Below are 25,260 nucleotides of genomic sequence, written 5' to 3'. Positions count from 1 at the left end.
AGTTTGGCCAATTATTGGAATGTTGCGCAGGCTGCCAATCCGTAACCTTCGGAGTAGTTCAGTTGATAACGGAGGTTTACGGACATGGCGACAAAGATTGAACAGGAACTGGCCGCGCGGCTCATGCGCGCGCAGCAAACCGGGCGGCTGAAGCGGAAGGACTACTTGCCCGCGTTCATGGCGGCGCGCTCGGACGTGATGGAAGCAATGGCCGCAGGCTTTGCGCTAAAGATCATCTGGGAGCACATGCACGAGATCGGGCGCATTCCGTTTCGCTATGAGACTTTCCTGAAGTACGTCCATCGGCACATCACCAACGCGCCGGCTGGTTCCGAAAATCCCATAACTCAACCGCAACAAGCGGCGGAATGAATCGCTGCGATACGCAAATGGATCGCTGCAAGCGCACGGAAACCATGCGGAAACCGGCCATTACTGTTCATTTTCGCGCTGTTGCGTTCCAAACGTGCGGTTTCCGCGAAAGATTTGCGGTGCCGGACGCGGACTTTCCTTGGAGTAATCAACGCCGTTATGCGGGCAGGATGTGTGAAGTAGGCCCACCCGCAAGCGGGTTGTCCTTCTTCACGTCCCCTTATTCGCGCCGGGGGCGCTCAACGGGGCATCCTGCTCTGCGAGGCTGCCGGCTACCGCCGGTTGGAGAATGAATGGACGACGAGAAGAGAGTTACGCGGAAGAGCAGCCCGCCCATCAAGGTGTACTGCCTTCCCGAAGAGCGTGAACTGATCGAGGCGAACGCCAAGAGGGCGGGGATCAGCGTTGCGCGCTACCTGCGCGACGTGGGCCAGGGCTACCAGATCAAGGGCGTCATGGATTACGAGTACGTGCGCGAGCTGGTGCGCGTGAATGGCGACCTTGGCCGGCTGGGCGGCTTGCTCAAGCTTTGGCTCACCGACGACCCGCGCACAGCCCGCTTCGGCGATGACACGATCCTCGCTCTGCTGGGTCGGATTGAGGCAACCCAGGACGAAATGAGCCGGCTCATGAAGTCGGTGGTGCAGCCGAGGGCCGAATCATGAGAGTTTTAGCCGCTAAATTGCGGTGTGCTGCACGCGACACAAACCTCTTCCGGGCCGCCGGCCTGGCCGTTATCAACACTTGGGAGGACGCATAAGGCCAGAGACACCCATAAGGGCCGAGAACAGAAACACTGAAGTCCGGGCCTCAGTGCCAAGGGCGATACCGATTAGCTAGTGGCGTAGCTCTTCGATGAAACCTTGCCGTGGGCAAGCGCGAGCTTGGTCAAGGCATTGCCTTCCTTTCATCGAATGGAGATTGCGACCATGAAGCACGTCCGTTTTTTAGCGGCTAAAACCGCGCTCGCCGCCGTTCTGGCCGGCAGCATCGTCATCACGCCTGTGCAGGCGGGTATCCCCGTCATCGACGGCACCAACCTGTCGCAGAACATCATGACGGCCATCGAATCGGTGGCCCAAACGCTCAAGCAAATTGAGCAGTACAGCACCCAGCTCCAGCAGTATCAAAACCAGCTCCAGAATACGATGGCTCCGGCCGCGTATATCTGGGATCAGGCGCAGTCCACCATCAACGGGCTGATGAACGCGGTCAACACGCTGGACTACTACAAGACGCAGCTCGGCAGCCTGGACAGCTACATCGGCAAGTTCCAGGACGTGAACTACTACAAGAACTCGCCGTGCTTTACGGCGGCAGGGTGCTCCGACGCGGAACGCGCAGCACTTCGGAATGTGGCCCAGCTCGCGAGCGAGTCGCAGAAGAAGGCCAACGATGCCTTGTTCAAGGGCCTCGATAGGCAGCAAACGAATCTCACGGCCGATGCAGCGACGTTGCAGCGTCTTCAATCGGCAGCGCAGGGCGCGCAGGGCCAAATGCAGGCCATCGGCTACGCCAACCAGCTCGCCAGCCAGCAGGCCAACCAGCTCTTGCAGATTCGTGGCCTGCTGATCGCGCAGCAGAACGCGATGGCAACCAAGATGCAGGCCGACGCCGACAAGGAAGCCCAGCAGGCGGCAGCGGCCGCACAACTGCGCCAGGGCAGCTACCGGGCCAGCCCGGCGCGCACCTGGTAAGGGGGATTCATGAAAGCAATCAAGGCTCTGTCCTTGGCCTCGGCCGCCCTCGTGGCGGCCTTGGTCGCCGGCTGCGACAACAAGCCGGCCACGGCCCCCATGCCGGAAGTGAACGACGAGAACTGCAAGCCCGAGAACATCGCCAAGATCGAGGACAAGGGCGTCCAGCAGGCTTTTTCGTCGCTGTGCTTGCGTCGTGGTGGGGATTTCAAGCCCAGCCCGAAACGCGAATGGTGAGGTGCTGACGATGAGAATGCCAGCCAATCTAAAAACCCTCGCCCTGCCGCTGTTCGTCTGGCTGGCGTTCTTCGCGGTCGATGCCCACGCGGCCATCGACAACGCCGGCGTGTTCGATAGCGTGCTGGATCGCTACCAGGCCGCCGCGAGCGGCTGGGCCGGTGTCATCACCACGGCCGCAACCTGGCTCTTCTGGACGCTGGTTGTGATCTCGATGGTCTGGACGTTCGGCATGATGGCCTTGCGCAAGGCCGACATTGGCGAGTTCTTCGCGGAGTTCGTCCGCTTCACGATCTTTACCGGCTTCTTCTGGTGGGCGCTGACCAACGGCCCTAACTTCGCCTCGTCCATCTATGCGTCGTTGCGGCAGCTCGCCGGCAACGCGACGGGCCTGGGCAATGCTCTGTCGCCCTCGGGCATCGTGGACGTGGGCTTTGCGATCTTCGACAAGGTGATGGATCAGTCCTCGGTGTGGTCGCCGGTGGACAGCATGGCCGGCATCCTCATGGCCGTGGCGATCCTGGTCATCCTGGCCCTGGTCGGTGTGAATATGCTTCTGCTGCTCGCGTCGGGCTGGGTGCTCGCCTACGGCGGCGTGTTCTTCCTCGGCTTCGGTGGTTCGCGCTGGACTTCCGACATGGCGATCAACTACTACAAGGTCGTCCTGGGCGTGGCCGCGCAGCTCTTCGCAATGGTGCTCCTGGTGGGCATCGGCAAGACCTTCCTCGATGACTACTACTCGCGCATGAGCGCCGGCATCAGCCTCAAGGAAATGGGCGTGATGCTGATCGTCGTCATCATCCTCTTGGCGTTGGTCAACAAGATTCCGCCGCTCATCGCCGGGATCATCACCGGCGCGAGCGTGGGCGGTGCCGGCATCGGCCAGTTCGGTGCAGGCGCTGCGTTGGGTGCCGCAGGCATGGCAGCAGCAGCGGCCGCGACCGGCGGCGCCGCTCTGGCCGCCGGCGCAGCCTCGGCCGCCGGTGGTGCCTCTGCCGTCATGGCCGCCTTCTCGAAGGCCAATGAGAACGTGTCGGCAGGCACGGACGTTATGTCGGCCTTCTCGGGCGGCGGCAGCTCGGGCGGCGGTGCGGGCGGCGGCGGCGACGCCGGCACCGGCAGCACGCCCTTCGCTCAGGCTGCGGGCTTTAGCGGCAGCTCCGGCGGTGGCTCTTCGTCGGGTGGCGGCAGCCCCTCGACCGGCAGCAGCTCGGGCAGCTCGAAGGGCGGCGATAAGGGCGGCGGCAAAGCCGACGCCGGCGGCCAGGGCAGCAGCTCGACGGCCAGCACCGGCAGCAGTGCCGACAAGGCCGCCAAGAACGAACCCAAGCCCGCCGGCGGGGCAGGGCAAGGGCAGCAGGCCGCACCGGGCAGCACCGGCCCCGGCTTGCTCGCATCGGCCGCATCGGCCCTCGGCACGGCCGGCCGCATCGCCGCCGACGCCGGCGCGAACTTGGCGAAGGGAACCGCCGATGTTGCCAAGGCCAAAGCCGCGAGCCTGCGCGAAGCCGCAGCCGAGCGGATCGCCGACACCACTGGCGGAAAGATCGCCGCCGCGATCAAGGCGCAAGGAAGCGGCACGGCCGAGAACATCGACGTGCCCGACCAGCAGCCCGCGCCGAGCTTCGGCGACAACAGCCTGGCAGGCGGCCCCGCCGATGCCGATCCCGAGTCCGAAGTAGCTGCGTTCGCCAACCGCGAGCAAGGCCGCGACGGCACAACTGCGTAACCAAGGAGAGTCCAACCATGAAGAAGAAACTGTTTGCCCTGGCCGCCCTCGTGGCAGCCCTCGGATCGACCGCCGGCACGGCCAGCGCGCAAGACGTGCTGACCGGCGACACGCGCCTGGCCTGCGAGGCGATCCTGTGCCTGTCGTCGGGCACGCGCCCGAGCGAATGCACGCCGTCGCTGTCGCGGTACTTCAACATCACGAAGCGCAAGCTGTCGGACACGATCCGCGCCCGCCTGAACTTCCTCCAGCTTTGCCCGGTGGCGAGCCAGACGCCGGAAATGCAGTCGCTCGTGTCGGCGATCTCGCGCGGCGCTGGCCGTTGCGACGCGCAGTCGCTGAACTCGACGTTGGTGATGTGGACGGGCGGCTACGACGATGGGCGCACGTACATCAGCAACCAGTTGCCTGACTACTGCGGGGCCTACACCGGCCACGCCTACACCGACTTCGCCAGCAGCGGCACGCTGCCGCGCTATGTCGGGACGCCAGAGCGGGGCGGGTATTGGGTCGAAGCGCGCGACTATGACCGCGCCTTGGCCGAGTACAACGAACGCATCCGGCGCGAGGACGAAGAGCGCCGCCGTCAGTCCTGGCTGAACTGAGGGAGGGGAGGGCATGCCGTTCTTCGCCGATCTGCCGCCGCAGCTCCAGGAGCGCGTCGTCTGCTCGATCTCGGCCGCCGTCAAGTACGAGGTGCCGGTCAACATCGTGTTGGCCGTCGCCGAGAAAGAGGGCGGCAAGCCGGGCCAGTGGGTGCGCAACTCGAATGGCACGCATGACGTTGGCCCGATGCAGTTCAACACCGCGTACCTGGGCGACCTGGCCCGATACGGCATCACGGCGAACGATGTGGCGGCTGCCGGCTGCTACTCGTTCGACCTGGCCGCCTGGCGGCTGCGGATGCACATCCGCAACGACAAGGGCGACCTCTGGACGAAGGCGGCGAACTACCACTCGCGCACGCCGCAGTACAACGCGGTGTACCGGGCCGACTTGATGCGCAAGGCGTCGAAGTGGGCCGATTGGCTCGAAGCTCGGTTCGTCACGCTTGACGTGACGAAGGCCGGGGCCACGCCCTCGACGCCCAGCCAGCCCGCGACGGTGGCCCAGCGGGCGACGCCGGCGGCCAGGCCGGCACCAGCACCCCAGCAGGCCGCCCCAGCGGCCGCAGCAGCTCGCAGCGTGTCGGTGGCCGGCTACGTGCCCCGCACGGTGTCTTTCAACACTTCACGCGAGGGGTCGGCCGAGTAGGCCGGCTCTTCCGATTTAGCGGCTAAACATGGACAAATTCCACGCCTTCATGATGCGGTACACGCTGGGCGTCGGCCGGTTGCTTCAAGCCTATTGCAAGTGGGCGGAAGGACAGGCCAAGAACCAGCTCGATTTGCTTCTGCTGGGCCTCGGCCCGATCTTCGCCTTGGGCCTTCTGCTGTGGGCGCTGCCGGCGTGGATCGGCAAGCCCATCGCCTTCGTGCTCTCACTGCCAGCGCTCTACATCATCTTCCTGGTGCTGCGCGCCTACGCGATTCGCGGGGGCCGGCGCTGATGAAGGCCCTGCGGATTCCTGATGGAACCGTCGAAGCGTTGAAGTGGCTCGCACTGGTTCTCATGACCGGCGATCACGTCAACAAGTACCTGTTCAACGCGACGCTGCCGGTGCTGTTCGAGGCCGGCCGCGTGGCGCTCCCCCTTTTCGTGTTCGTCCTGGCCTACAACCTGGCCCGGCCGGGCACGCTCGAACGCGGCGTGTACGGCCGCACCATGTCGCGCCTGGCGATGTTCGGCGCGCTGGCCTCCGTGCCCTTCGTGGCCCTCGGCGGCCTGTACGCCGGTTGGTGGCCGCTCAACGTGATGTTCACGCTGCTGGTCGTCACGGCCACGGCTTACCTGGTCGAACGTGGCGGCAAGCTGCACCTGGCGGCCGCCGGCGTGGTGTTCCTGGTCGGCGGCAGCTCGGTCGAATATTGGTGGCCGGCCGTGGCTTTCGGCCTGGCGGTGTGGTCGTACACGCGCCGGCCGAGCTGGGCCGCCGCGGCGGTCGCGGTGCTGGCCTGCGCGGCCCTGTGGTTCGTCAATCGCAACCTGTGGGCCTTGGCAGCCCTGCCGGTGCTCTTCCTGGCCTCGCGGGTGGATGTGCGCGTGCCGCGCCTGCGCTGGGCCTTCTACGCCTATTACCCGCTGCACCTGGCCTCGCTCTGGTTGATCCGCATCCCCATGAGCAAGGCCGGCTACCTGTTCTTCTGATTGGAGTCCTGCCCCATGCGAAAACCCGTTCTTCTGGCCCTCTCTCTGGCGTTCCTGGTCAGCGCGCAAAGCGCACTGGCCGCCGGCGACGCCGGCAACTTCGGCACGCCGATCAAGTCCGGCGTATCGGTGTCCTTCCCCGACAGCAGCGCGACATTCCAGCCGACGCCAGAGGCCCTGGAGCTGCTGGCCGACGCTAGGAATGCGGCGATCATCTACATCAGCGGGCGCACCAGCACACTACGGCCCAGCGCGGCCGATGAGGCCCTTGCACTACGCCGTGCGCTCTCGGCCAGGTCGTACTTGGTGGCGCGCGGCGTCTCGCCGCTCAAGATCATGGTGAACTTCGCATCGGCCGCCGATTTCGTGGCAGACAACTCGACGGCCGAGGGCCGGCGCGAGAACCAGCGCGTGGACATTGAGGTGGTCTACATCCCCACCTACTGAGCGATCCGGCATCGCCATTCCTGGCGGTGCTGCAGGACGCTCCAGCAGCTTCGCATCGTCGGCTCTGACGATGCAGGCCCGGCCGGCTTCCCTTGACAGCATCGCCATTTCTGACGATGCTGGCCAAGTCCCGATTTACTCCAGGAAGAAGGCCATGAGATACCCCGGCGGCAAGGGCGGTGCCGGCGTCTACCAGACGATCATCAACAACATCCCGCCTCACGACACGTACATCGAAACGCACCTGGGCGGCGGCAACATCCTGGAGCGCAAGCGGCCCGCTGCCCGCAGCGTCGGCATCGACGTTGATCCCGAGGTGATCGAGGTCTGGCAGCAGCTCGACGTGCCCGGCCTGGAGCTGCACCACGGCGACGCCGTGGCCTGGCTGGAGTCCCACCAGTTCACCGGCTCCGAGTTCGTCTACGCCGATCCGCCCTACGTGATGGACAGCCGGCGCGGCGGCAAGCTATACCGCCACGAATACGACGACAAGGGTGCGGTCAGCGTCAAAGTGCGCGGTGAAGCGCCGATCGTCTATCTGACGGGTCAAACGTTCTATCAGCCCAAGAGCGCACCCGACACGCAGGTCGTCAACGCTTCCAAGACGGACGCTGCCAAGGTGATCAGCTTCCGCCTGAGCAACAGCAAGTGATCCCGGTGCTGCCGGCGTGACGAGCGTCGGCAGCGTCCGTCCCCGCGGCCTATTCATCAGGCCAACACCAACCTAGGAGTGCATCATGTCCAAGCCCCTCAGCATCGGCGCTTTCGCCGCCGTGCAATACCTGCCGCATATCGAAACCTTCCTGGCCACCGGCGACGGTGACTTCGACGGCCCGATCTGGGCCAAGGCCACCAGTGAAATCAAGTTCGTCGACGGCCGCGCGAGCTTCACGATGGTTCATGAATTCATGAGCCGCGACGGCAGCCGCATCTCGACGGTCGACACCGCCACAGGCATCCAGGTGCCGGGCATCGACGAGGTCTCGCTCACCGTCATGCACAAGGTGGTCGATTCCACCGGCAAGTTCGAAGGCCTGCGCGGCACCTTCCCGAGCTTCGGACTGCACAACTTTGCCACCGGCAAGGGCGTGCAGCGCTTCGGCGGCGAACTGAGCTGAAGTCAGCGCTAAGCAGCAGGTGCACCCGCTGATCGTGGGTGCGCCGGACGACCTCTCAAGGCGGCGCCGCCGGCACAGACCGACGGCGCCGCTTCTTCAAGGAGCACAGACGTGACACCCGAAGTTGAGGCAGCACTGCCGCGCCGCCTTCTGCTGCGGAATCATGCGCGCGCATTCGACCGCAGTCAGACTGGTGCCGTGGGCCATGATGCCGGCATAGACCATCAGCAGCTCGTCGGTAGAGCGCGGCTCACGTCCGAGCATGATCCAGCTAAAGCGCACCTGGGCGTCAACGGCCAGAATCACTTCCGGCAATTGAACCTCACCGATGCGGTGATCCAAAGCCGCGCGCAGCTTGGTCACTTCTGGGTCTTCGTCCTCTGCGGGCAATGGCGACAAATGGAGTTCATCATCCACGCGCAGTACGCCACTGCGGGCTGCAGCGGCCACCGCATCGACACCGGCAGTTACTCTGGCCAGCAAAGGCTTCAAGAAAGTGGCAGCCTTGCTGGGTAACGATAGACGGGCATAGTGTTTCTTGGACTCTGCCTGCCAACGCTCGTCCGTGAAGAACAAGCGCGCACGACCCCGAAAGCTCAGGCTGTGCTCAATCCAGACCGAGCCATTGCGCACCGCGCGGCGCAGGGCAAACAGGGTGGCCACCTCCAACGCCTGAAACGCCCGTTCCCGGTCTGGGCTGGAGATCGAAACCTGCCAGATCATTCCCAGACTTGGTGCCACCACTTCAACTGGCAGCTTTCTGGATCCTTTGAGATATAAAGCTTGCAGCTTGGCAAGGTACTCGATGGCAGGATGCTCGCCGGTGGCCTGCCAGGGCAGCTTTGCAATGGCGACGAGCAACGACCGCACGGGGCGAATTCCATCAATCAATCCCTCGCGGACCAGGGAGGCCCTGCTCGGTGGTTTGCGTTTCTGGGTTTCGGTGATCAAGGCTTCAAGACGGGCACGCAACTCAGCATCTGGCACCGCACCTTGCGCGCTCAAGGCAACAAGTTCGCCGAGCAGCGTTTTGTACATTGCGGCCCAATTGACGGTAGCGGGGACATCGGCGGCAGCCTGACGCCACAGATCGGCGATCCGGCGCTGCACCATAAGGATCAACTGGTCTGTGGTGGTGAACAGGCAATACCGAAGAAAGCATGCGACCTCCACGGTGCGCGCTGGCTCTTTGATCTTGGCTCCGGCTGAGGGCGGCCTGGAGACAAGTCGGCGCGCGTAGCGGCGCAAGATGAGATCGGGGATGTCTGCCAGGTGCTTATGAACGTCCAGCGTGTAAAGCAGGTCGATGCGCTCCAGTACCTCGCTGATTTGGCGGGTTGAGTGTTTCGCCGGTGCAGCCCATAGCCAACTCTGCTGGGTTTGTCCATCTGGGCGCAGCTCTGAAACTGAGGCTCGCCAGCGATCAAGTGTTGCTGGATCAACGCTGGCGGCGATGGCGGTGCCTGTTTCAACTTCAAGCTGGGCAAGTGCCGCCGCAATCAGTGTCCGAATTGCCCGCTCGTGCACGATCACCAGCTTGTTCTTGTACAGCCATTGACGCGCCCGCACGAGTAGCTGATCGCGGTCGGCGCAGCGCGCCACTTCGTCGCGCAGTTCACGTACCAGTGAGCGGCGCTGGTGCTCGCTCATCCACTGGAATCCAAGGACCGTGCAGGCTACTTGTTGGTGATCGAATAGCGTGCGCCCGCGTTCATACATGGCTCTCAGCGAGGCGACTTCTGGTGCTGCAATGCCAAGCTCGTTGCCAAGGTGGCGCCACAAGGCTACTGGAATTACCCGAAAGGCACCGAGCAAACGCCCACTCATGCGCAGGAAACCAATATGGAGCGCCAGACCAAGCTTGTGGGAATCACCTCGGCGTGCATTGATTGCGTCGCGCTCGGCACCATCGAAGGTGAAAAATGCCTTCATCTCGAAGTCGCTGATATCGCGGGGGAGCCCACGCATCCCCAAAAACGTTGTGTGCCAACCCTGCATCGTGAACCTCAAAAGTGGGAGGCCACCATACCCGTTTACAAAGCGAACAGGAAAGTCAATGAAATCAACGGTCTACCCAGACCACCCCCGCGCCAGTGCTAGCTTTGCGGGGTCGTTTGCGGGAGAGGGCGAAATCCTACGCTAAGGCTTTGGCCAACGATATTCTCCGGTAAGATTGATGTGTTCCCAGGGGATAGGAGAAGTCGCTTGATATCTAGTATGACGTCTGTCGCACCTGCTTGATCGCGGCCGCGATAGCTAGATCGCGTTGCTCCTCTTCTCCATCCGCGTTCCAAGCTGCGGAAAGGCACCCATAAGCGTACGCCTGGTCGAGCAGGCGACGCGGATCGACGTCCAGCGCACGAGAGAATGCGTCCGCCATCTGTGCAATGCGTCTAGGATCGAGACAAAGGTCGTCTCTGTCAGCCGGATCGTAGAACATATTGGCGGCGCCAAAGCCCACTTCACCGACCAGACCGACGGGATCTATCACCAGCCAGCCGCGACTGGAGAACATGATGTTTTCATGATGCAGATCGCCATGTAGCCCACGCAGTTCCGAGGCATTGCTCATCATTTGATCGGCTATAATCGCCGCGTGGACGTAGTCAGTTTGACAACCTGCGTTTTGATCATCGCGCGCCCGCTGAAACAAAGCTGCAAAGCGATCCCGGATCGGGAGAAGGGCAGAAGGCAGGGGTTCCTCAGATGCGGCATACAGCTTCGCCATTAGTTCCGCTGCAATTTCGGTCGCCTGGTAGTCGCCGTGCTCGGCAACGATGTGAGAGAGCATTCGCTCCCCGGCATATTCGAGCAACATCAGATTGTTCTCACGACCGAGCAACCGGACTGCTCCCCTCCCATTGCGCCATACCAGATAGTCGGCCCCGCGCAGTTCATCAGCAATGTCTTCTATAGGTTTCAATCCCTTGACGATTGCAGGAGTCCCGTCTGGCAATGAAACTTTCCAAACGAGGCTGGAAAAGGTGTCCGCAATGAGAACAGGTTGCGAAACGTGCCAATGAGCAGGAAAAACAGGCGGCATGAACATCAACCCCAAGTCAGAGGGTCCAATCGCAGATAGAAGGCAAGGCGTTCGCGGTCGGGGGCTTCGATCCCCAATACATTGAATAGGACAGCGAAGGCGCGCTCTGCTTCATCTGGCGCTGCCCAGTTCTCTTCGGCGTTAGCAATCATGAGTGCCAAATCGGCATAGCGATCTGCTGTTCCGAGCCGCCCAAGGTCGATCAGACCCGTGCATTGAAGAGTTTTAGGGTCCACCATGAAGTTCGGCATGCAGGGATCACCATGGCAAACAACCATATCGGTGCGCTCTTGGTCGAGCCGCACCGGTAGCTCTCGTTCGACACGAGCCAAAAGATCGAGCTGCGGCGTACTCTTGTCCTCGTCCGGTAAGAAGTCGGGATTGACGGCATTGCGGGACACCACATCAACGGCGCGTCCGAACATTCGCGACAGCCTGCGCTCAAACGGACATTGATCAACCGATAGGCTGTGAACAGCGCCAAGTTGCTGCCCCATTGACGGCCACGCTTTGAGCAAATCCGCTCCAGACAGATCAGCCGCCGGTACTCCCGGAATTGCCGTTATCACCAAGCATGCACCCTCCTGTTCCTCCTGCCAGTTGATCACCTCGGGGCAAGCCACACCTCGACCTTTGAGCCAAATGAGGCGGTCACGCTCTCCAGCGAGCTCACCGCGGCGGGAAGCAGGTGCGATTTTCGCGAAGGCATGCCCGTCACCACGTCGAAAAACAAAATCACCAGATTCTCCGCCTCTGACAGGCAACCAGTCAGAATGCGATTCACCAAAAAAAATATTAGTTCGATTCAATGGAGGTTCCTTCAGTTTTCTGATGAAGCGCGGAGGTGGCTCAACCTGCGAAAAGAAACGAGTTGCTACGTAAGTCCGAGAACATGCTTTCCATGGTCTCTGAGCTCGCCTTTGGGACCGACATATCGGTAGAGAGTGACGCGCTCGATGCCGAGTTCCTTGCAGAGATCGGAAACTGAAGTATCGCGCTGGGCCATGGCGGCTTGCGCGAGACGCACCTGAGCTTTGGTGAGCGCGAATTTTCGTCCGCCCTTGCGACCGCGCGCTCTCGCGGAGGCGAGACCCGCCATGGTGCGCTCTCGGATCAGATCCCGCTCGAACTCGGCCAAGGTGGCGAAGATTCCGAACACCATGCGACCGGACGCAGTCGTGGTGTCGATCTGAGCGCCCTTTCCAGTCAGAACCCGCAGGCCGATCTTGCGGTCTGACAGCTCCTTCACCGTGTTGACCAGATGGGCAAGCGATCGTCCGAGGCGATCGAGCTTCCAGACCACCAGCACATCGCCGTCACGCAATGACTTGAGGCAGGCAGTCAAGCCAGGGCGATCATCACGACCGCCGGAAGCAAGATCATCATAGATATTGTCCCGTTCGACACCTGCGGCGCGCAAGGCGTCGTGCTGCAGGTCGAGAGACTGCGAGCCATCGGCTTTGGAGACGCGGGCATATCCGATCAGCATGTATCACAAACGTTGGTTTGAGGCGGCGCTTCGGCCACGATTGCATTGACCTCTGGAAATGTATCTCAACCAGCTTCATAAACAAAGCGTCTTGAACGCTATCAGATTTTGAAAAAGGAACATGTATGCCGCGTCGCGTCACTCTAACCGATCGGCAGAAAGACGCGCTGTTGCGCTTGCCGACTTCACAGACGGATTTGCTCAAGCACTATACGCTGAGTGATGAAGACCTTGGGGGCTCTGTTGCAAAGATTGGCGGCAGTCAGAGGTAGGCTGTCGCTCTGCGCCGATCAGGCGGCTGCTGCGAAATGGTGGTTGAGCATGCCCATGGCCTCCGTCAGCGCCGAGGGCCCAATGCCAAAAGCTCTCTCCACAAGGCGCACCTCGCCCCTGATGCCGGGCTGCAGGCACCAGGGGCGAGCCTGTCCTTTGCGCAGGGCTCGCATGACTTCGAATCCCTTGATCGTGGCATAGGCCGTGGGGATCGATTTGAAACCGCGCACCGGCTTGATCAGTATCTTGAGCTTTCCGTGATCGGCCTCGATCACGTTATTGAGATACTTCACCTGCCGGTGGGCCGTCTCCCGGTCCAGCTTTCCTTCGCGCTTCAATTCGGTGATCGCTGCACCATAGCTCGGCGCTTTGTCGGTATTGAGCGTGGCAGGCTTTTCCCAGTGCTTCAGGCCTCGCAGGGCCTTGCCCAGGAACCGCTTCGCTGCCTTGGCGCTGCGGGTCGGCGACAGGTAGAAATCGATCGTGTCGCCCCGCTTGTCGACTGCCCGGTACAGGTAGGTCCACTTGCCCCGCACCTTGACGTAGGTTTCATCCAGGCGCCAGCTCGGATCAAAGCCACGCCGCCAGAACCAGCGCAGCCGCTTCTCCATCTCCGGGGCGTAGCACTGGACCCAGCGATAGATCGTCGTATGGTCGACCGAAATGCCGCGTTCCGCCAGCATTTCCTCAAGGTCGCGATAGCTGATCGGATAGCGACAATACCAGCGCACCGCCCACAGGATCACATCACCCTGGAAATGGCGCCACTTGAAATCCGTCATCGTTCCGTCCGTCCAATCTCCGCCAAGCATGCTCAAGCTTCACGATTTTTGCAACAGAGCCCTTGACTGCACTGCACTGTGCAATGTATGTTTTGGAGACTGCACGGTGCAGTGCAAACGAGGAGATAGAGCATGTCAGTCGTAAATTCCAGCGTCGCTTTGCCTGCTGAGGTCTCAAAGGACCGTTTCGCCAGGGGATCTGCTACATTCGCCGCAGTCACCGGCATTCCCACGGAGGCATACCTTGATGGATTCAAGGATAGCTCGCCTGATTTTGGTCGCTATGTGATTGAGTGGGTCTTCGGCGATGTATACAGCCGCACCGATTTGGATTTGAAAACCCGGGAACTCGTTATCATCGCAGCCGGCGCGGCGTTGGGCGCAACGGGAATTGATGTCATCAAATTTCATGTCCCCACTGCGGTACGCGCGGGTGCAACCCGAGACCAGATTTTCGGCGTTCTTACCCAGGTAGCGATTGTTGCAGGTGTTCCCACAGCACTCGCCGCAATTTCGGCGGCGGCACAAGTCTTGGGGCCACACTCTCAGGTCGCTGATGGTGCCAAGGCATGAATATCAGGTCCGAGGATCAGCTCAGCGGATTAGCGATAAGCCTAATGGCTGTCGCGTCCGCATTGACTGTGGCAAACGTGTACTTCAACCAGTCCATGTTGCCCGCCATAGCGGCAGAATTTGGAACCAGTCCTGGCTCTGTTGCAAAGATTGGCGGCAGTCAGAGGTAGGCTGTCGCTCTGCGCCGATCAGGCGGCTGCTGCGAAATGGTGGTTGAGCATGCCCATGGCCTCCGTCAGCGCCGAGGGCCCAATGCCAAAAGCTCTCTCCACAAGGCGCACCTCGCCCCTGATGCCGGGCTGCAGGCACCAGGGGCGAGCCTGTCCTTTGCGCAGGGCTCGCATGACTTCGAATCCCTTGATCGTGGCATAGGCCGTGGGGATCGATTTGAAACCGCGCACCGGCTTGATCAGTATCTTGAGCTTTCCGTGATCGGCCTCGATCACGTTATTGAGATACTTCACCTGCCGGTGGGCCGTCTCCCGGTCCAGCTTTCCTTCGCGCTTCAATTCGGTGATCGCTGCACCATAGCTCGGCGCTTTGTCGGTATTGAGCGTGGCAGGCTTTTCCCAGTGCTTCAGGCCTCGCAGGGCCTTGCCCAGGAACCGCTTCGCTGCCTTGGCGCTGCGGGTCGGCGACAGGTAGAAATCGATCGTGTCGCCCCGCTTGTCGACTGCCCGGTACAGGTAGGTCCACTTGCCCCGCACCTTGACGTAGGTTTCATCCAGGCGCCAGCTCGGATCAAAGCCACGCCGCCAGAACCAGCGCAGCCGCTTCTCCATCTCCGGGGCGTAGCACTGGACCCAGCGATAGATCGTCGTATGGTCGACCGAAATGCCGCGTTCCGCCAGCATTTCCTCAAGGTCGCGATAGCTGATCGGATAGCGACAATACCAGCGCACCGCCCACAGGATCACATCACCCTGGAAATGGCGCCACTTGAAATCCGTCATCGTTCCGTCCGTCCAATCTCCGCCAAGCATGCTCAAGCTTCACGATTTTTGCAACAGAGCCCACCAGGGCGAGCGCATCCTTCAGCACTTTGGTCAGGTTCTCATCGGCGCGTGACGGCTCGGGCACCCCGGTGTCGTTTTCAGAAGACGGCTGCACTGAACGTCAGAAGCCGACTGCACTATAGCAGCGGAGGGGTTGGATCCATCAGGCAACGACGGGCTGCTGCCGGCCAATAGCCGACAATGACGACACTGGAAATCCCCGCCTGTGAGCGTCGGCTCAGGGCGGGACAGCGTCATCCAGCTACCTGCGCCACTGACTCAGCCTTGTCCAGCCGGCCGCGCCGCACGAACAGACTGACCAGCCGTTGACGGATCGCCACCTGGAGTTCCGCCAGTTGTTCCGGCGTGATGCGAATTTCACCCGCTCGACGAGCGCAACACCGGCGCCGCCTACGCCAAGAACCGGCGAATCGAACTCAAACTCACGAACCGCTGAGCGCCGCGTCACCGCGCTGCTGCGCCAGCCAGTCGCGCGGGGCGCAGCCCATGCGCACGCGGAAGGCGCGCGCCAGAGCGTTCGGGCTGCCGTAGCCGACGCGGTCGGCCACCACCGCCACCGGCCGCCCCTGCTTGAGCAGGGTGCAACTGACGTTCATCCGCCAGTCGGCCAGATAGTCGCCCGGCGTGACGCCCACCGCGTCCTTGAACGCGGCGGCGAAGCGCGCGCGTGACATGCCCGCCTTCGCCGCCAGCGCCTCGAGCGACCACGCGGTCTGCGGCGCATCGTGCATGGCGGTTATGGCGCGCGCGAGTTTCGGGTCGGCCAGGCCCGCCAGCAGTCCGGTGGCGCCAAGCCGCCCATCCATCAGATAACGCAGCAACTGGATCAGTAGCAACTCGCACAAGCGGTCGATGGCGGCCTGCCGACCGCACTGGTCGCGCTCGGCTTCGGCAAACAGCAACTCTAGCGTCGGCCCGAGGCCGGGCAAGTCCGCCAACGGAATCAGCAGCATCGACGGCAAGGCCATGGCCAACGGATTGCCCGTCGAAGCGCCCAGGTCGACCTCCGCACACAACTGCTCAGCGGTATCGCCGGGGGCGGCGACAAAACGATGCGACGCCACGCGCGGATAAAACAGCAGGCTCGGCTCGGTAACCAGCAGATCTTCATGCACGGGCGAACGCGCCGTAATCGGGCCGCGCCGCACCAGATGGATATAGCCATGCGGCGCCGCGTAATGATGCTGCCCACAGAAGGCGCCGCTGTGAAAAACGCGCGCCGAAAGCGAGTAGTGCCGGAGCAAGCCGGCCAGTCGATCCGCCATTCCACTCTCCATATAAGACGATAGGTTACGTATTTGATACTTTACGTGCCATATCGTACCAAACAAAGGGCGATCATGCCCACGTGCTCTTGCACCTCACCCACTACGGAGATAGACATGACCCAAATCGCCCCCCTGACCATCGACACCGCTGACGCCGCTACCGCTGCCACACTCAAGGCCGTCAAAGCCAAGCTTGGCATGGTGCCGAACCTGTTCGCCACGCTGGCCCACGCGCCGGCGGCGCTCAATGGCTACCTCGGCTTGTCCGAAACGCTGGGCACCGGCCGCCTGAATGCCTCCCAGCGCGAGATCGTTGCGCTCGCTGCCGCTCAAGCCAATCGCTGCCAGTATTGCCTGAGCGCACACACCCTGATCGGCAAAGGTGCCGGACTGTCGGCAGAGGCCATCGCCGCGGCCCGCACCGGCCAGGCGGCCAACGCACTTGACGATGCAATCGCCGGCTTTGCCCGCGCGCTGGTCGAGCAACGCGGCGTGGTGTCGGCCGACGCCATGGCCAACTACCGCCGCGCGGGGCTCGACGACGGCCTGATACTGGAAGTGATCGCCAACGTCGCGCTGAACACGCTCACCAACTACACCAACCACATCGCCGACCCCACGGTGGATTTCCCCGTGGTCGCCGTCTGATCTCCATAGGCATATAAGGAGAACACGATGAAAATCGCACTCACCGGCGCTCTGCTCGCCAGCGCCCTCGTCCTGCCACTGGCCGTCACGGCCGGCGACTAAAGGCCTCGGCCGAGCACTACCGCAAGACCGGCAAGTTCTTGGACGGCGCCACGCTGGTGAAAGAGATCCGCAAGCTCGAAACCAGCGCCATGACCACTGGCAACCCTGTGGTCTGGGGTTCCGATGCGGCCGTGTGGTTCGTGATGGTCAAGGACGCCAAAGGCCGTTTCGCCAGCAACCCCTTGTGGGGCGACGGCTGGGGCTGGGCGCTGTTCAAGGCCGACGCCCCCGCCAAGAATGTCGCCGTCAGCTACGAAGCCGACTGCATGGGCTGCCATGTGCCGGCGGCCAAGACCGACCGCGTATTCATCCAGGGCTATCCGACACTGACCCAGCACTGACTTGCTGCCGGGTTACGCTTCGCGCAGGATGGCACCTCCGTCCTGCGCGAGCCACCCTTTCCGGAAGCGCGCCATGCCGACACTCGACGCCTTTCTGACCGACGTCCGCGCCTGCACGCGCTGCGCACCGCATCTGCCACACGGCGTGCAGCCGGTCTTCCAGTTTCACCCGAGTGCGCCCATCCTCATCGCCGGCCAAGCACCGGGGGCCCGGGTCCATGCCTCAGGCGTGCCCTTCGACGACGCCAGCGGCGCGCGTCTGCGCGCCTGGCTGGGCGTGGACCGCGACACCTTCTACGACCCTACCCGCATCGCCATTCTGCCCATGGGCTTCTGTTATCCGGGCACCGGCAAAAGCGGTGACCTGCCGCTACGCCCGGAGTGCGCCCCCCGCCTGGCGCGAAGCCTTCATGCAGCGTTTCGAGCGCCTGTCGCTGGTCATCGTGCTGGGCAGCTACGCCATGGACTACCACCTCGGTACTGGCAAGACGCCGCTCACCCGGGTGGTCGAAGCCTGGCGCGAGCACTGGCCGCAAGCGTTCCCCCTGCCTCACCCTAGCCCGCGCAACAATCGCTGGCTGGTGCGCAACCCCTGGTTCCAACAAGACGTGCTGCCCGCGCTGCAAGCACGCGTCCAGGCAGTCCTCACCGCCAACCCCAAGGAAACCCCATGACCGACGACACCGCCGCCATTACCGAGCTGCTGCACAAGTACTACGACACCCTGGCCTGGGCGAACGGAGACAGGCACCGGCTTTGGAGCGATGAACGACGGCTTCAGGTGCGGTAGCTGACGCCTGGGACCTCAATCACCGTATGACCGGGTCGAAAGCGGTCCTTTCTCTGACAACATCGCCCTAGCCCGCACTCAACCCCCACAACACATCCAGCACATGTTGCGTAGGCCGCTCGACGTCCCCACCACGGTGGGCAATACCAAGTTGACGCCACAATAAGGGCTGTAATGGCCGCATGACGATCCTGGTATCGGGCAATGGCGTGGAGGCTTCATGCGGCAACAACGTCGCACCATAACCGGCCGCCACTAGGCTTTTGATCGCATCGTTGTAGTTCAGTTGAATACGCGGCGTGGGCTGCCGTCCATCACTGGCGAACCACTCCGAGGTCAAGCGCGAAAGCCGAGTAGTTTTGTCATTCAGAATTAATGGCTGGGCGGCCAGCCAACCGGGGGTCACAACATCCGGGCATTCCCAGCGAGCCGGCAAGAAGGCCATGACCGGGTCCCGCCGCCATGGCTCGATCCGCAATTCCTTCACCGGGGTCTGTGGCAGCGCGACCAGACCGATCTCCAAAGAGCCCTCGGCAAGCTTCTTCAAAGTTTCCTGCGACGTGAGCACCGCGACCTGCACATCGATAGCGGGATGGCGTTGGCCCAACGTCTCCAAAGCTTGCGGCATCAACTGTGCGATGGCCCCTGTGGAGGCACCCAGCCGCACACGCCCGGCCAAGCCCTGCACCTGACGCTCCACGTCCTCAAGCGCCTGCTCCGCATCCGCCAACAGGCGCCGCGCGCGCTCCACCAGCGTTTCTCCAATCGCCGAAGGCTGAATGCGCCCACGTGTGCGCGACAACAGCTTTCCGCCAACCCGCGACTCCAGGTCGGCAATATGCAAACTGACCGTGGGTGGCGCGAGGTGCAGCACACGGGCCGCCTCGGCAAACGAACCCAGGTCGGCAATGGCCACCAACGTGCGCAGACGGTCCAGGCTGATTTCGCGCATGAGTCACTCCTTGTTCAGAAAAGCTGAATTTCATCGTTTAGAAATTCAACTTTTCCTATCTTAGCCCCTCACTGAAGATTGGAACTCCTGATTTCCTATGTCCGAGAGCATTCCATGGCAAGTCCTCTTATATTCATCGACGGCGACCACTCCTCGATCTGATCGAACGGTTTGGCCGGCGGCAGGTTGTCTGCCTGCGGGTCAGCCATGTCCACATCCGGCGGTATGGGCTTGGCCGGTGGCTCCGACGTCTTGAGGTGCTGGCGGCGATCAGCGTCGCGCCGCGCCTTGCGCGTGGCCTTCTGGGCGGTGGTCACGATCTCGCGCATCTGCCCGATCATGCGGAACAGCGCCGACTCGTCCACCTGCTCGCGCCCGAGCTGACGCAATTTGGCCAGCGCCTGGCGTTGTTCCCAGAGGGTGACGGCCGGATGGGACAAGGTGCGGTAGTGGATCTCCAGATAGTGCTGACCTTCCGGTTCCAGTACCCAGATGCGGCTGATGTCGCGCGGATCGCGCCGGATCAGGAAGGCGGGCAAGCGCTCGCGCCGGGCAATCCACGGCTTGAGGGCGTCGGCGTAGTAGTGGATGTGGTCGATGACAAAGCCGGTGCGGGTCAGGGTGCGGCGGATCACCGGCAGGAAATCGGCTCTGTTGCAAAGATTGGCGGCAGTCAGAGGTAGGCTGTCGCTCTGCGCCGATCAGGCGGCTGCTGCGAAATGGTGGTTGAGCATGCCCATGGCCTCCGTCAGCGCCGAGGGCCCAATGCCAAAAGCTCTCTCCACAAGGCGCACCTCGCCCCTGATGCCGGGCTGCAGGCACCAGGGGCGAGCCTGTCCTTTGCGCAGGGCTCGCATGACTTCGAATCCCTTGATCGTGGCATAGGCCGTGGGGATCGATTTGAAACCGCGCACCGGCTTGATCAGTATCTTGAGCTTTCCGTGATCGGCCTCGATCACGTTATTGAGATACTTCACCTGCCGGTGGGCCGTCTCCCGGTCCAGCTTTCCTTCGCGCTTCAATTCGGTGATCGCTGCACCATAGCTCGGCGCTTTGTCGGTATTGAGCGTGGCAGGCTTTTCCCAGTGCTTCAGGCCTCGCAGGGCCTTGCCCAGGAACCGCTTCGCTGCCTTGGCGCTGCGGGTCGGCGACAGGTAGAAATCGATCGTGTCGCCCCGCTTGTCGACTGCCCGGTACAGGTAGGTCCACTTGCCCCGCACCTTGACGTAGGTTTCATCCAGGCGCCAGCTCGGATCAAAGCCACGCCGCCAGAACCAGCGCAGCCGCTTCTCCATCTCCGGGGCGTAGCACTGGACCCAGCGATAGATCGTCGTATGGTCGACCGAAATGCCGCGTTCCGCCAGCATTTCCTCAAGGTCGCGATAGCTGATCGGATAGCGACAATACCAGCGCACCGCCCACAGGATCACATCACCCTGGAAATGGCGCCACTTGAAATCCGTCATCGTTCCGTCCGTCCAATCTCCGCCAAGCATGCTCAAGCTTCACGATTTTTGCAACAGAGCCACCTTGGGCATATCAGGCTGCGTCGGCGCGCTCACAACAGGTTCGGCTTCGCCCTGCAATTGTGTGTCCTGCGCTATCCCGGCCGGGTGCTGGCTCCAGGCGAACTGATCCCTGCAGAGGTCATCGAATTTATCGGAGCGCAGCTTGGCCTGGGTGCCGACGATCTCGTAGACTATGCTGCCCGCGAGGAAACACGGCACGAGCATCTTGCCGAGTTACGGGGGCTCTACGGCTTCCGCACCTTCTCCGGACGTGGTGCGAGCGAGCTGAAGGAATGGTTGTTCCGAGAAGCCGAGATGGCGGTGTCGAACGAGGATATCGCCCGTCGCTTCGTAGCCGAGTGCCGACGCACCCGCACTGTCCTTCCCGCGACATCCACGATCGAGCGGCTTTGTGCCGCGGCTCTCGTCGATGCCGAGCGACGCATCGAGACGAGGATCGCCAGTCGGCTGCCTATGTCGATCCGAGAACAGTTGCTGGCATTGCTCGAGGAGACGGCTGATGATCGGGTGACCCGTTTTGTGTGGCTGCGCCAGTTCGAGCCTGGCTCGAACTCTTCGTCGGCCAACCGGCTGCTCGACCGGCTCGAATATCTGCAACGCATCGATCTCCCCGAGGATCTGCTTGCCGGCGTTCCTGCCCATCGGGTGACTCGTCTGCGCAGGCAGGGTGAACGGTATTATGCCGACGGCATGCGCGATCTCCCGGAGGACAGGCGGCTTGCGATCTTGGCTGTTTGCGTCTCGGAATGGCAGGCGATGTTGGCCGACGCAGTGGTCGAAACCCACGACCGGATCGTCGGCCGTCTCTACCGTGCTTCGGAGCGTATTTGCCATGCAAAGGTCGCAGACGAAGCGGGGGTGGTGCGTGACACCCTGAAATCCTTCGCCGAGATCGGGGGCGCCCTGGTCGATGCACAGGATGATGGCCAGCCGCTGGGCGATGTCATCGCGAGTGGGTCAGGGTGGGACGGCTTAAAAACCCTTGTTGCAATGGCAACCAGGCTGACCGCCACCATGGCCGACGATCCGCTCAATCATGTGCTCGACGGTTATCACCGCTTCCGCCGATACGCTCCACGCATGTTGCGCCTGCTCGATCTGCGAGCTGCGCCCGTTGCACTGCCGCTTCTGGAAGCGGTGACGGCCCTTCGTACCGGTTTGAACGATGCCGCGATGACCAGCTTCTTGCGGCCCAGCTCGAAATGGCATCGCCACCTTCGGGCCCAGAGGGCTGGCGACGCTCGCCTATGGGAGATCGCGGTGCTGTTCCATCTGCGCGATGCGTTCCGCTCCGGAGATGTCTGGCTTACTAGGTCCCGGCGCTATGGCGATCTGAAACACGCACTCGTTCCGGCACAATCCATCGCGGAAGGCGGTCGTCTCGCTGTGCCATTGCGGCCGGAGGAATGGCTGGCAGACCGGCAAGCTCGCCTCGACATGCGGTTGCGCGAGCTTGGCCGTGCCGCTCGCGCAGGCACGATCCCGGGCGGGTCGATTGAAAACGGCGTTCTGCATATCGAGAAACTCGAAGCCGCCGCGCCGACAGGCGCCGAAGATCTGGTGCTCGATCTCTACAAGCAGATCCCGCCCACGCGCATCACCGATCTCCTGCTGGAGGTGGATGCGGCGACCGGCTTCACCGAAGCGTTCACCCATCTGCGCACAGGAGCACCCTGCGCTGACCGGATCGGGCTAATGAACGTTATCTTGGCGGAAGGGATCAACCTCGGCTTGCGCAAAATGGCGGATGCGACAAACACCCACACCTTCTGGGAATTGATCCGCATTGGACGGTGGCATGTCGAGGGCGAAGCCTATGACCGGGCGCTGGCCATGGTGGTCGAGGCACAGGCAGCGTTACCCATGGCCCGGTTCTGGGGCATGGGCACGTCGGCTTCGAGCGACGGACAGTTCTTCGTCGCTACAGAGCAAGGTGAGGCCATGAACCTGGTCAACGCGAAATATGGCAATACCCCGGGCCTGAAAGCCTATAGCCACGTCTCCGACCAATATGCGCCGTTCGCAACCCAGGTGATTCCTGCAACGGCAAGCGAAGCGCCTTACATCCTCGATGGCCTGCTGATGAACGATGCTGGACGCCATATCCGCGAGCAGTTCACCGACACGGGCGGCTTCACCGATCACGTCTTTGCCGCATGTGCCATTCTCGGCTACCGGTTCGCTCCGCGCATCCGCGACCTGCCATCCAAACGGCTCTACGCGTTCAATCCGTCGGCCGCCCCGGCGCACCTGCGAGCGTTGATCGGCGGAAAGGTCAACCAAGCCATGATCGAGCGCAATTGGCCCGACATCCTGCGCATCGCCGCCACCATTGCTGCCGGGACCGTCGCGCCAAGCCAGATTCTGCGGAAACTCGCCTCCTATCCGCGGCAGAACGAGCTCGCGACAGCCCTGCGGGAAGTCGGTCGCGTCGAGCGCACCCTGTTCATGATCGACTGGATTCTGGATGCCGAACTCCAACGGCGTGCCCAGATCGGGCTCAACAAAGGCGAAGCTCATCATGCGCTGAAGCGGGCAATCAGCTTCCACCGCCGCGGTGAAATCCGCGACCGTTCCGCCGAAGGCCAGCATTACCGCATCGCCGGCATGAATCTGCTCGCCGCCATCATCATCTTCTGGAACACCATGAAGCTCGGCGAGGTCGTTGCAAACCAGAAACGCGATGGAAAGCTGCTATCGCCCGATCTCTTGGCCCATGTTTCGCCGCTCGGATGGGAACACATCAATCTCACCGGAGAATATCGCTGGCCAAAGCCTTAGCGTAGGATTCCGCCCCCTCCCGCAAACGACCCCTATGTGGACATCCGGGGCGAAGCCGTGCTCGCTGGCGTCCTGACCCTGGATGACAGCGACGAGAATCACTTCTTCGCCGAATTCACGTACGTGCAGTCCTACGTAAACGATCCGCGGGCGTTTTCGCTGGATCCGCTCAATCTGCCGCTGACCGACTCCGCCACCACCTACCGGACCGAAAGCCGGTACCAGACGCTGGGCGCCATTTTTGACGCCGCGCCGGATGCCTGGGGCCGCAACGTGATGCGCGTGGATAACGCGGGCGCCCGCGTGACGGAGAACGAAGTGCTGCTCAAGGGGCGGGGCATGGGCGTGGGGGCGCTTTTTTTCAGCGCCCGGCAATTGACGCCCAACATGCGCAAGACCTATCGGCTACCTGAGGTCAGCCAGCTGGATTCGTTGGCCGACCTGCTGACCGACATCGACCAGGGCATTAAGCCCAAGGGGCTGTATCGCGACATCCTGGGCAGCTCATGGGATATCGGTGGGGCGCGGCCCAAGACGATCGTGCGGGATGAGGCAGGCGAAATGTGGATTGCCAAGTTTCCGCGCAAGGGCGAATCCTACGACCGCCAGCGCGTGGAATACGCGAACCTGCAGATGGCCAAGGCCATCGGCTTGAACGTACCGCAGATCCGTCTGGCGCAAACGCATCTGGGCGCCGTGCTGCTGACGCACCGGTTCGATCGCGAGCTGCTGCCGGTCCGGCAGGGCGCAGACCCGGTCATCGCGCGGCGGCACTTCCTTAGCGGCGCGTCGCTCATCAGCCCGTCCGTGCATATCGGCAAACGCGAGCTTGACGGCCCGCGCGGCAAGGCCACGTATTCCTACGCGCGCCTGGCCGACGTGGCGCGCCGTATCTCGTCCAATCCCGTGCAGGATCTGCTCGAACTGTACGCCCGGATGATCCTGAACGTCGCGGTCCACAACACCGACGACCATCTGAAGAATGTCGGATTTCTGAAAGACGAAGATGCGCGCACCTACCGGCTGTCGCCGCTTTTTGATGTGGTGACCCAGGAAGGTTCGGCGCGGCACTACCTTCACATTGGCTCCGCCGGCCGCGACAGCACGTTTGCCAATTGCCTGACCGAGTACCGGCGTTTCGGACTCCGGTCAGAAGCGGCCGCCAGGTCGATCATCGACCGCGTGCGGGACGTGGTAGGCGAGCGCAGGCGTTTCTACGAAGAAGCTGGCATGTCGCAGGCCGAAATCGAACACGTCGAGGCCTCATTGATGGCGTGGCGCCAGCCGTGGGAATAGGGGCGCTCAAACCTCGTGCACGGCATGCGGGTCGTAAGCCTGGCCGCGCTCGACCATGCGCGCGTGAAAATCCCGGCTCAGTTCGGCCAGCGTGACCTTGCCGAGCCGGTCCAGGAGCAGTTGCTGAGCCTGTTCGAACACGTCGTCCAGCGACGCATTGACCGCCTCTTCGACCAGGCATCCGGGCGATTCGCTGCGGTTGCCCATGGCGAAGATCTCTGGCGCGCCCAGCGCTTCGTAGATATCGCGCAGCGTGACCGCTTTGAAGTCGCACGAAATCGTCCACCCGCCGCCATGTCCTTTTTCGGATCGGACCAGGCCCTGTTGCCGCAGGCCGCCCATGATGCGGCGGATGACGACAGGATTGGTCTGCATGACGCGGCCCAAGTCATCGGAGGTCATGGGACCGGGGCGCTCGGCCATATGCAGCAGAACGTGCAGTACGCCGGAAAGCTTGCTGTCTCTTCTCATGCAACAGATGCTATTGCATGACGGCAGCCATGGTCAACGCGGCGCGGCATTCGAAAAGC

At 62.5% G+C, this 25,260-nt stretch carries 25 protein-coding genes and 4 pseudogenes; 18 read left to right on the top strand and 11 right to left on the bottom strand.

Translation table 11 applies throughout. The features are described 5' to 3' along the window. Positions 1-84 precede the first annotated feature (84 nt). The 12 genes from LN047_RS15675 (at position 85) to LN047_RS15620 (ending at position 7,847) form a co-directional block, all read left to right on the top strand. A complete protein-coding gene (locus tag LN047_RS15675) occupies positions 85-372 on the top strand; it encodes a TraK family protein (RefSeq protein ID WP_186014898.1) in 288 nt (95 codons plus the stop codon). A gap of 293 nt (positions 373-665) precedes the next feature. Further along, positions 666-1,037, top strand: a complete 372-nt coding sequence (traJ, locus tag LN047_RS15670) for a conjugal transfer transcriptional regulator TraJ (protein ID WP_014090304.1) — start codon at positions 666-668, stop codon at positions 1,035-1,037. A gap of 264 nt (positions 1,038-1,301) precedes the next feature. Beyond that, positions 1,302-2,069 carry a P-type conjugative transfer protein TrbJ gene (trbJ, locus tag LN047_RS15665; RefSeq protein WP_105801496.1) on the top strand — a complete coding sequence of 256 codons (768 nt, stop codon included), beginning with the start codon at positions 1,302-1,304 and terminating at the stop codon, positions 2,067-2,069. A 9-nt stretch (positions 2,070-2,078) separates the two neighbouring features. Beyond that, entirely contained in the window at positions 2,079-2,306 is a 228-nt protein-coding gene (gene trbK, locus LN047_RS15660; protein WP_000644148.1) for an entry exclusion lipoprotein TrbK, read from the top strand. A gap of 10 nt (positions 2,307-2,316) precedes the next feature. Then, positions 2,317-4,035: a P-type conjugative transfer protein TrbL gene (gene trbL, locus LN047_RS15655; RefSeq protein ID WP_011114051.1), complete on the top strand. Its 1,719-nt coding sequence runs from the start codon at positions 2,317-2,319 to the stop codon at positions 4,033-4,035. Positions 4,036-4,052: 17 nt separating this feature from the next. After that, entirely contained in the window at positions 4,053-4,640 is a 588-nt protein-coding gene (locus tag LN047_RS15650; RefSeq protein ID WP_010890138.1) for a TrbM/KikA/MpfK family conjugal transfer protein, read from the top strand. A 13-nt stretch (positions 4,641-4,653) separates the two neighbouring features. Beyond that, entirely contained in the window at positions 4,654-5,289 is a 636-nt protein-coding gene (locus tag LN047_RS15645) for a transglycosylase SLT domain-containing protein (protein WP_011114052.1), read from the top strand. Between the two features lie 28 nt (positions 5,290-5,317). Beyond that, the gene (locus tag LN047_RS15640) at positions 5,318-5,584 is read left to right on the top strand and encodes a hypothetical protein (protein ID WP_010890140.1); all 267 of its coding nucleotides are present in this window, start codon (positions 5,318-5,320) and stop codon (positions 5,582-5,584) included. Positions 5,585-5,646: 62 nt separating this feature from the next. Continuing rightward, entirely contained in the window at positions 5,647-6,282 is a 636-nt protein-coding gene (locus tag LN047_RS15635; protein ID WP_020423963.1) for a TraX family protein, read from the top strand. 15 nt (positions 6,283-6,297) lie between these two features. Beyond that, complete coding sequence (locus LN047_RS15630; RefSeq protein ID WP_001665065.1) at positions 6,298-6,729, top strand: OmpA family protein; 432 nt, start codon at positions 6,298-6,300, stop codon at positions 6,727-6,729. Between the two features lie 154 nt (positions 6,730-6,883). Further along, complete coding sequence (locus LN047_RS15625) at positions 6,884-7,381, top strand: SAM-dependent methyltransferase (RefSeq protein ID WP_011655360.1); 498 nt, start codon at positions 6,884-6,886, stop codon at positions 7,379-7,381. 85 nt (positions 7,382-7,466) lie between these two features. Further along, complete coding sequence (locus LN047_RS15620) at positions 7,467-7,847, top strand: hypothetical protein (RefSeq protein WP_011655359.1); 381 nt, start codon at positions 7,467-7,469, stop codon at positions 7,845-7,847. A gap of 144 nt (positions 7,848-7,991) precedes the next feature. Here LN047_RS15620 and LN047_RS15615 read toward each other — a convergent pair. The 5 genes and pseudogenes from LN047_RS15615 to LN047_RS15595 all read right to left on the bottom strand — a co-directional run. Further along, positions 7,992-9,845 (bottom strand): annotated as a pseudogene (locus LN047_RS15615) (Tn3-like element IS1071 family transposase); the annotation flags it as partial. 214 nt (positions 9,846-10,059) lie between these two features. Next, on the bottom strand, positions 10,060-10,896 hold the full coding sequence (locus tag LN047_RS15610; RefSeq protein WP_000480968.1) for an aminoglycoside O-phosphotransferase APH(6)-Id: 837 nt from the start codon (positions 10,894-10,896) through the stop codon (positions 10,060-10,062). Continuing rightward, on the bottom strand, positions 10,896-11,699 hold the full coding sequence (aph(3'')-Ib, locus tag LN047_RS15605) for an aminoglycoside O-phosphotransferase APH(3'')-Ib (RefSeq protein ID WP_001082319.1): 804 nt from the start codon (positions 11,697-11,699) through the stop codon (positions 10,896-10,898). Before aph(3'')-Ib ends, LN047_RS15610 begins: the two co-directional genes overlap by 1 nt. A gap of 65 nt (positions 11,700-11,764) precedes the next feature. Next, a complete protein-coding gene (locus LN047_RS15600; protein ID WP_000904906.1) occupies positions 11,765-12,379 on the bottom strand; it encodes a recombinase family protein in 615 nt (204 codons plus the stop codon). Between the two features lie 290 nt (positions 12,380-12,669). Further along, positions 12,670-13,434 carry an IS6-like element IS6100 family transposase gene (locus LN047_RS15595; protein WP_001389365.1) on the bottom strand — a complete coding sequence of 255 codons (765 nt, stop codon included), beginning with the start codon at positions 13,432-13,434 and terminating at the stop codon, positions 12,670-12,672. Between the two features lie 132 nt (positions 13,435-13,566). On the opposite strand from LN047_RS15595, the gene LN047_RS15590 reads away from it, so the two are divergent. Next, a complete protein-coding gene (locus LN047_RS15590) occupies positions 13,567-14,007 on the top strand; it encodes a carboxymuconolactone decarboxylase family protein (RefSeq protein WP_071117966.1) in 441 nt (146 codons plus the stop codon). A 188-nt stretch (positions 14,008-14,195) separates the two neighbouring features. Here LN047_RS15590 and LN047_RS15585 read toward each other — a convergent pair whose 3' ends face one another. Continuing rightward, entirely contained in the window at positions 14,196-14,960 is a 765-nt protein-coding gene (locus LN047_RS15585) for an IS6-like element IS6100 family transposase (protein WP_001389365.1), read from the bottom strand. Positions 14,961-15,445: 485 nt separating this feature from the next. Continuing rightward, positions 15,446-16,288, bottom strand: coding sequence for an AraC family transcriptional regulator (locus LN047_RS15580; RefSeq protein ID WP_003830784.1), 843 nt, complete (start codon positions 16,286-16,288; stop codon positions 15,446-15,448). A 117-nt stretch (positions 16,289-16,405) separates the two neighbouring features. Between LN047_RS15580 and LN047_RS15575 the strand changes: the two genes are divergently transcribed. The 3 genes and pseudogenes from LN047_RS15575 to LN047_RS15565 all read left to right on the top strand — a co-directional run bounded on the left by LN047_RS15575 (position 16,406) and on the right by LN047_RS15565 (position 18,056). Next, on the top strand, positions 16,406-16,939 hold the full coding sequence (locus LN047_RS15575) for a carboxymuconolactone decarboxylase family protein (protein ID WP_003830783.1): 534 nt from the start codon (positions 16,406-16,408) through the stop codon (positions 16,937-16,939). Positions 16,940-17,079: 140 nt separating this feature from the next. Further along, a complete protein-coding gene (locus LN047_RS15570; protein WP_003830782.1) occupies positions 17,080-17,382 on the top strand; it encodes a cytochrome P460 family protein in 303 nt (100 codons plus the stop codon). A 28-nt stretch (positions 17,383-17,410) separates the two neighbouring features. Beyond that, a pseudogene (locus LN047_RS15565) lies at positions 17,411-18,056 on the top strand (uracil-DNA glycosylase family protein). Positions 18,057-18,239: 183 nt separating this feature from the next. On the opposite strand, the gene LN047_RS15560 reads toward LN047_RS15565, so the two are convergent. The 3 genes and pseudogenes from LN047_RS15560 to LN047_RS15550 form a co-directional block, all read right to left on the bottom strand. Then, the gene (locus LN047_RS15560; protein WP_003465017.1) at positions 18,240-19,124 is read right to left on the bottom strand and encodes a LysR family transcriptional regulator; all 885 of its coding nucleotides are present in this window, start codon (positions 19,122-19,124) and stop codon (positions 18,240-18,242) included. Positions 19,125-19,219: 95 nt separating this feature from the next. Beyond that, positions 19,220-19,771, bottom strand: a pseudogene (locus tag LN047_RS15555) (Mu transposase C-terminal domain-containing protein); the annotation flags it as partial. 54 nt (positions 19,772-19,825) lie between these two features. Then, the gene (locus tag LN047_RS15550) at positions 19,826-20,590 is read right to left on the bottom strand and encodes an IS6-like element IS6100 family transposase (RefSeq protein ID WP_001389365.1); all 765 of its coding nucleotides are present in this window, start codon (positions 20,588-20,590) and stop codon (positions 19,826-19,828) included. Positions 20,591-20,638: 48 nt separating this feature from the next. Here LN047_RS15550 and LN047_RS15545 point away from each other — a divergent pair. Together LN047_RS15545 and LN047_RS15540 are read left to right on the top strand one after the other, a co-directional pair. Next, a pseudogene (locus LN047_RS15545) lies at positions 20,639-23,434 on the top strand (Tn3 family transposase); the annotation flags it as partial. Between the two features lie 57 nt (positions 23,435-23,491). Continuing rightward, positions 23,492-24,730: a type II toxin-antitoxin system HipA family toxin gene (locus tag LN047_RS15540; RefSeq protein WP_373979502.1), complete on the top strand. Its 1,239-nt coding sequence runs from the start codon at positions 23,492-23,494 to the stop codon at positions 24,728-24,730. Between the two features lie 6 nt (positions 24,731-24,736). Here LN047_RS15540 and LN047_RS15535 read toward each other — a convergent pair whose 3' ends face one another. Next, positions 24,737-25,201, bottom strand: coding sequence for an Rrf2 family transcriptional regulator (locus LN047_RS15535; protein WP_056317851.1), 465 nt, complete (start codon positions 25,199-25,201; stop codon positions 24,737-24,739). Positions 25,202-25,260 lie beyond the last annotated feature (59 nt).

Source organism: Achromobacter sp. JD417, from assembly GCF_041879325.1.
In the GTDB taxonomy this organism is placed as follows: domain Bacteria; phylum Pseudomonadota; class Gammaproteobacteria; order Burkholderiales; family Burkholderiaceae_B; genus Achromobacter; species Achromobacter mucicolens.
The sequence above is the reverse complement of the archived record's forward strand: the minus strand, read 5'-3'. Positions and strand labels throughout refer to the sequence as shown.

Bases quoted from the DNA above. Each gene is read 5' to 3' on its own strand.
- LN047_RS15535 (WP_056317851.1), bottom strand. From the start codon at position 25,201: ATGAGAAGAGACAGCAAGCTTTCCGGCGTACTGCACGTTCTGCTGCAT.
- LN047_RS15630 (WP_001665065.1), top strand. From the start codon at position 6,298: ATGCGAAAACCCGTTCTTCTGGCCCTCTCTCTGGCGTTCCTGGTCAGC.
- trbK (WP_000644148.1), top strand. From the start codon at position 2,079: ATGAAAGCAATCAAGGCTCTGTCCTTGGCCTCGGCCGCCCTCGTGGCG.
- LN047_RS15590 (WP_071117966.1), top strand. From the start codon at position 13,567: ATGTCAGTCGTAAATTCCAGCGTCGCTTTGCCTGCTGAGGTCTCAAAG.
- LN047_RS15620 (WP_011655359.1), top strand. From the start codon at position 7,467: ATGTCCAAGCCCCTCAGCATCGGCGCTTTCGCCGCCGTGCAATACCTG.
- LN047_RS15585 (WP_001389365.1), bottom strand. From the start codon at position 14,960: ATGACGGATTTCAAGTGGCGCCATTTCCAGGGTGATGTGATCCTGTGG.
- LN047_RS15645 (WP_011114052.1), top strand. From the start codon at position 4,654: ATGCCGTTCTTCGCCGATCTGCCGCCGCAGCTCCAGGAGCGCGTCGTC.
- LN047_RS15580 (WP_003830784.1), bottom strand. From the start codon at position 16,288: ATGGCGGATCGACTGGCCGGCTTGCTCCGGCACTACTCGCTTTCGGCG.
- LN047_RS15650 (WP_010890138.1), top strand. From the start codon at position 4,053: ATGAAGAAGAAACTGTTTGCCCTGGCCGCCCTCGTGGCAGCCCTCGGA.
- LN047_RS15600 (WP_000904906.1), bottom strand. From the start codon at position 12,379: ATGCTGATCGGATATGCCCGCGTCTCCAAAGCCGATGGCTCGCAGTCT.
- LN047_RS15635 (WP_020423963.1), top strand. From the start codon at position 5,647: ATGACCGGCGATCACGTCAACAAGTACCTGTTCAACGCGACGCTGCCG.
- trbJ (WP_105801496.1), top strand. From the start codon at position 1,302: ATGAAGCACGTCCGTTTTTTAGCGGCTAAAACCGCGCTCGCCGCCGTT.
- LN047_RS15625 (WP_011655360.1), top strand. From the start codon at position 6,884: ATGAGATACCCCGGCGGCAAGGGCGGTGCCGGCGTCTACCAGACGATC.
- LN047_RS15595 (WP_001389365.1), bottom strand. From the start codon at position 13,434: ATGACGGATTTCAAGTGGCGCCATTTCCAGGGTGATGTGATCCTGTGG.
- traJ (WP_014090304.1), top strand. From the start codon at position 666: ATGGACGACGAGAAGAGAGTTACGCGGAAGAGCAGCCCGCCCATCAAG.
- LN047_RS15610 (WP_000480968.1), bottom strand. From the start codon at position 10,896: ATGTTCATGCCGCCTGTTTTTCCTGCTCATTGGCACGTTTCGCAACCT.
- LN047_RS15675 (WP_186014898.1), top strand. From the start codon at position 85: ATGGCGACAAAGATTGAACAGGAACTGGCCGCGCGGCTCATGCGCGCG.
- LN047_RS15640 (WP_010890140.1), top strand. From the start codon at position 5,318: ATGGACAAATTCCACGCCTTCATGATGCGGTACACGCTGGGCGTCGGC.
- LN047_RS15560 (WP_003465017.1), bottom strand. From the start codon at position 19,124: ATGCGCGAAATCAGCCTGGACCGTCTGCGCACGTTGGTGGCCATTGCC.
- trbL (WP_011114051.1), top strand. From the start codon at position 2,317: ATGAGAATGCCAGCCAATCTAAAAACCCTCGCCCTGCCGCTGTTCGTC.
- LN047_RS15575 (WP_003830783.1), top strand. From the start codon at position 16,406: ATGACCCAAATCGCCCCCCTGACCATCGACACCGCTGACGCCGCTACC.
- LN047_RS15550 (WP_001389365.1), bottom strand. From the start codon at position 20,590: ATGACGGATTTCAAGTGGCGCCATTTCCAGGGTGATGTGATCCTGTGG.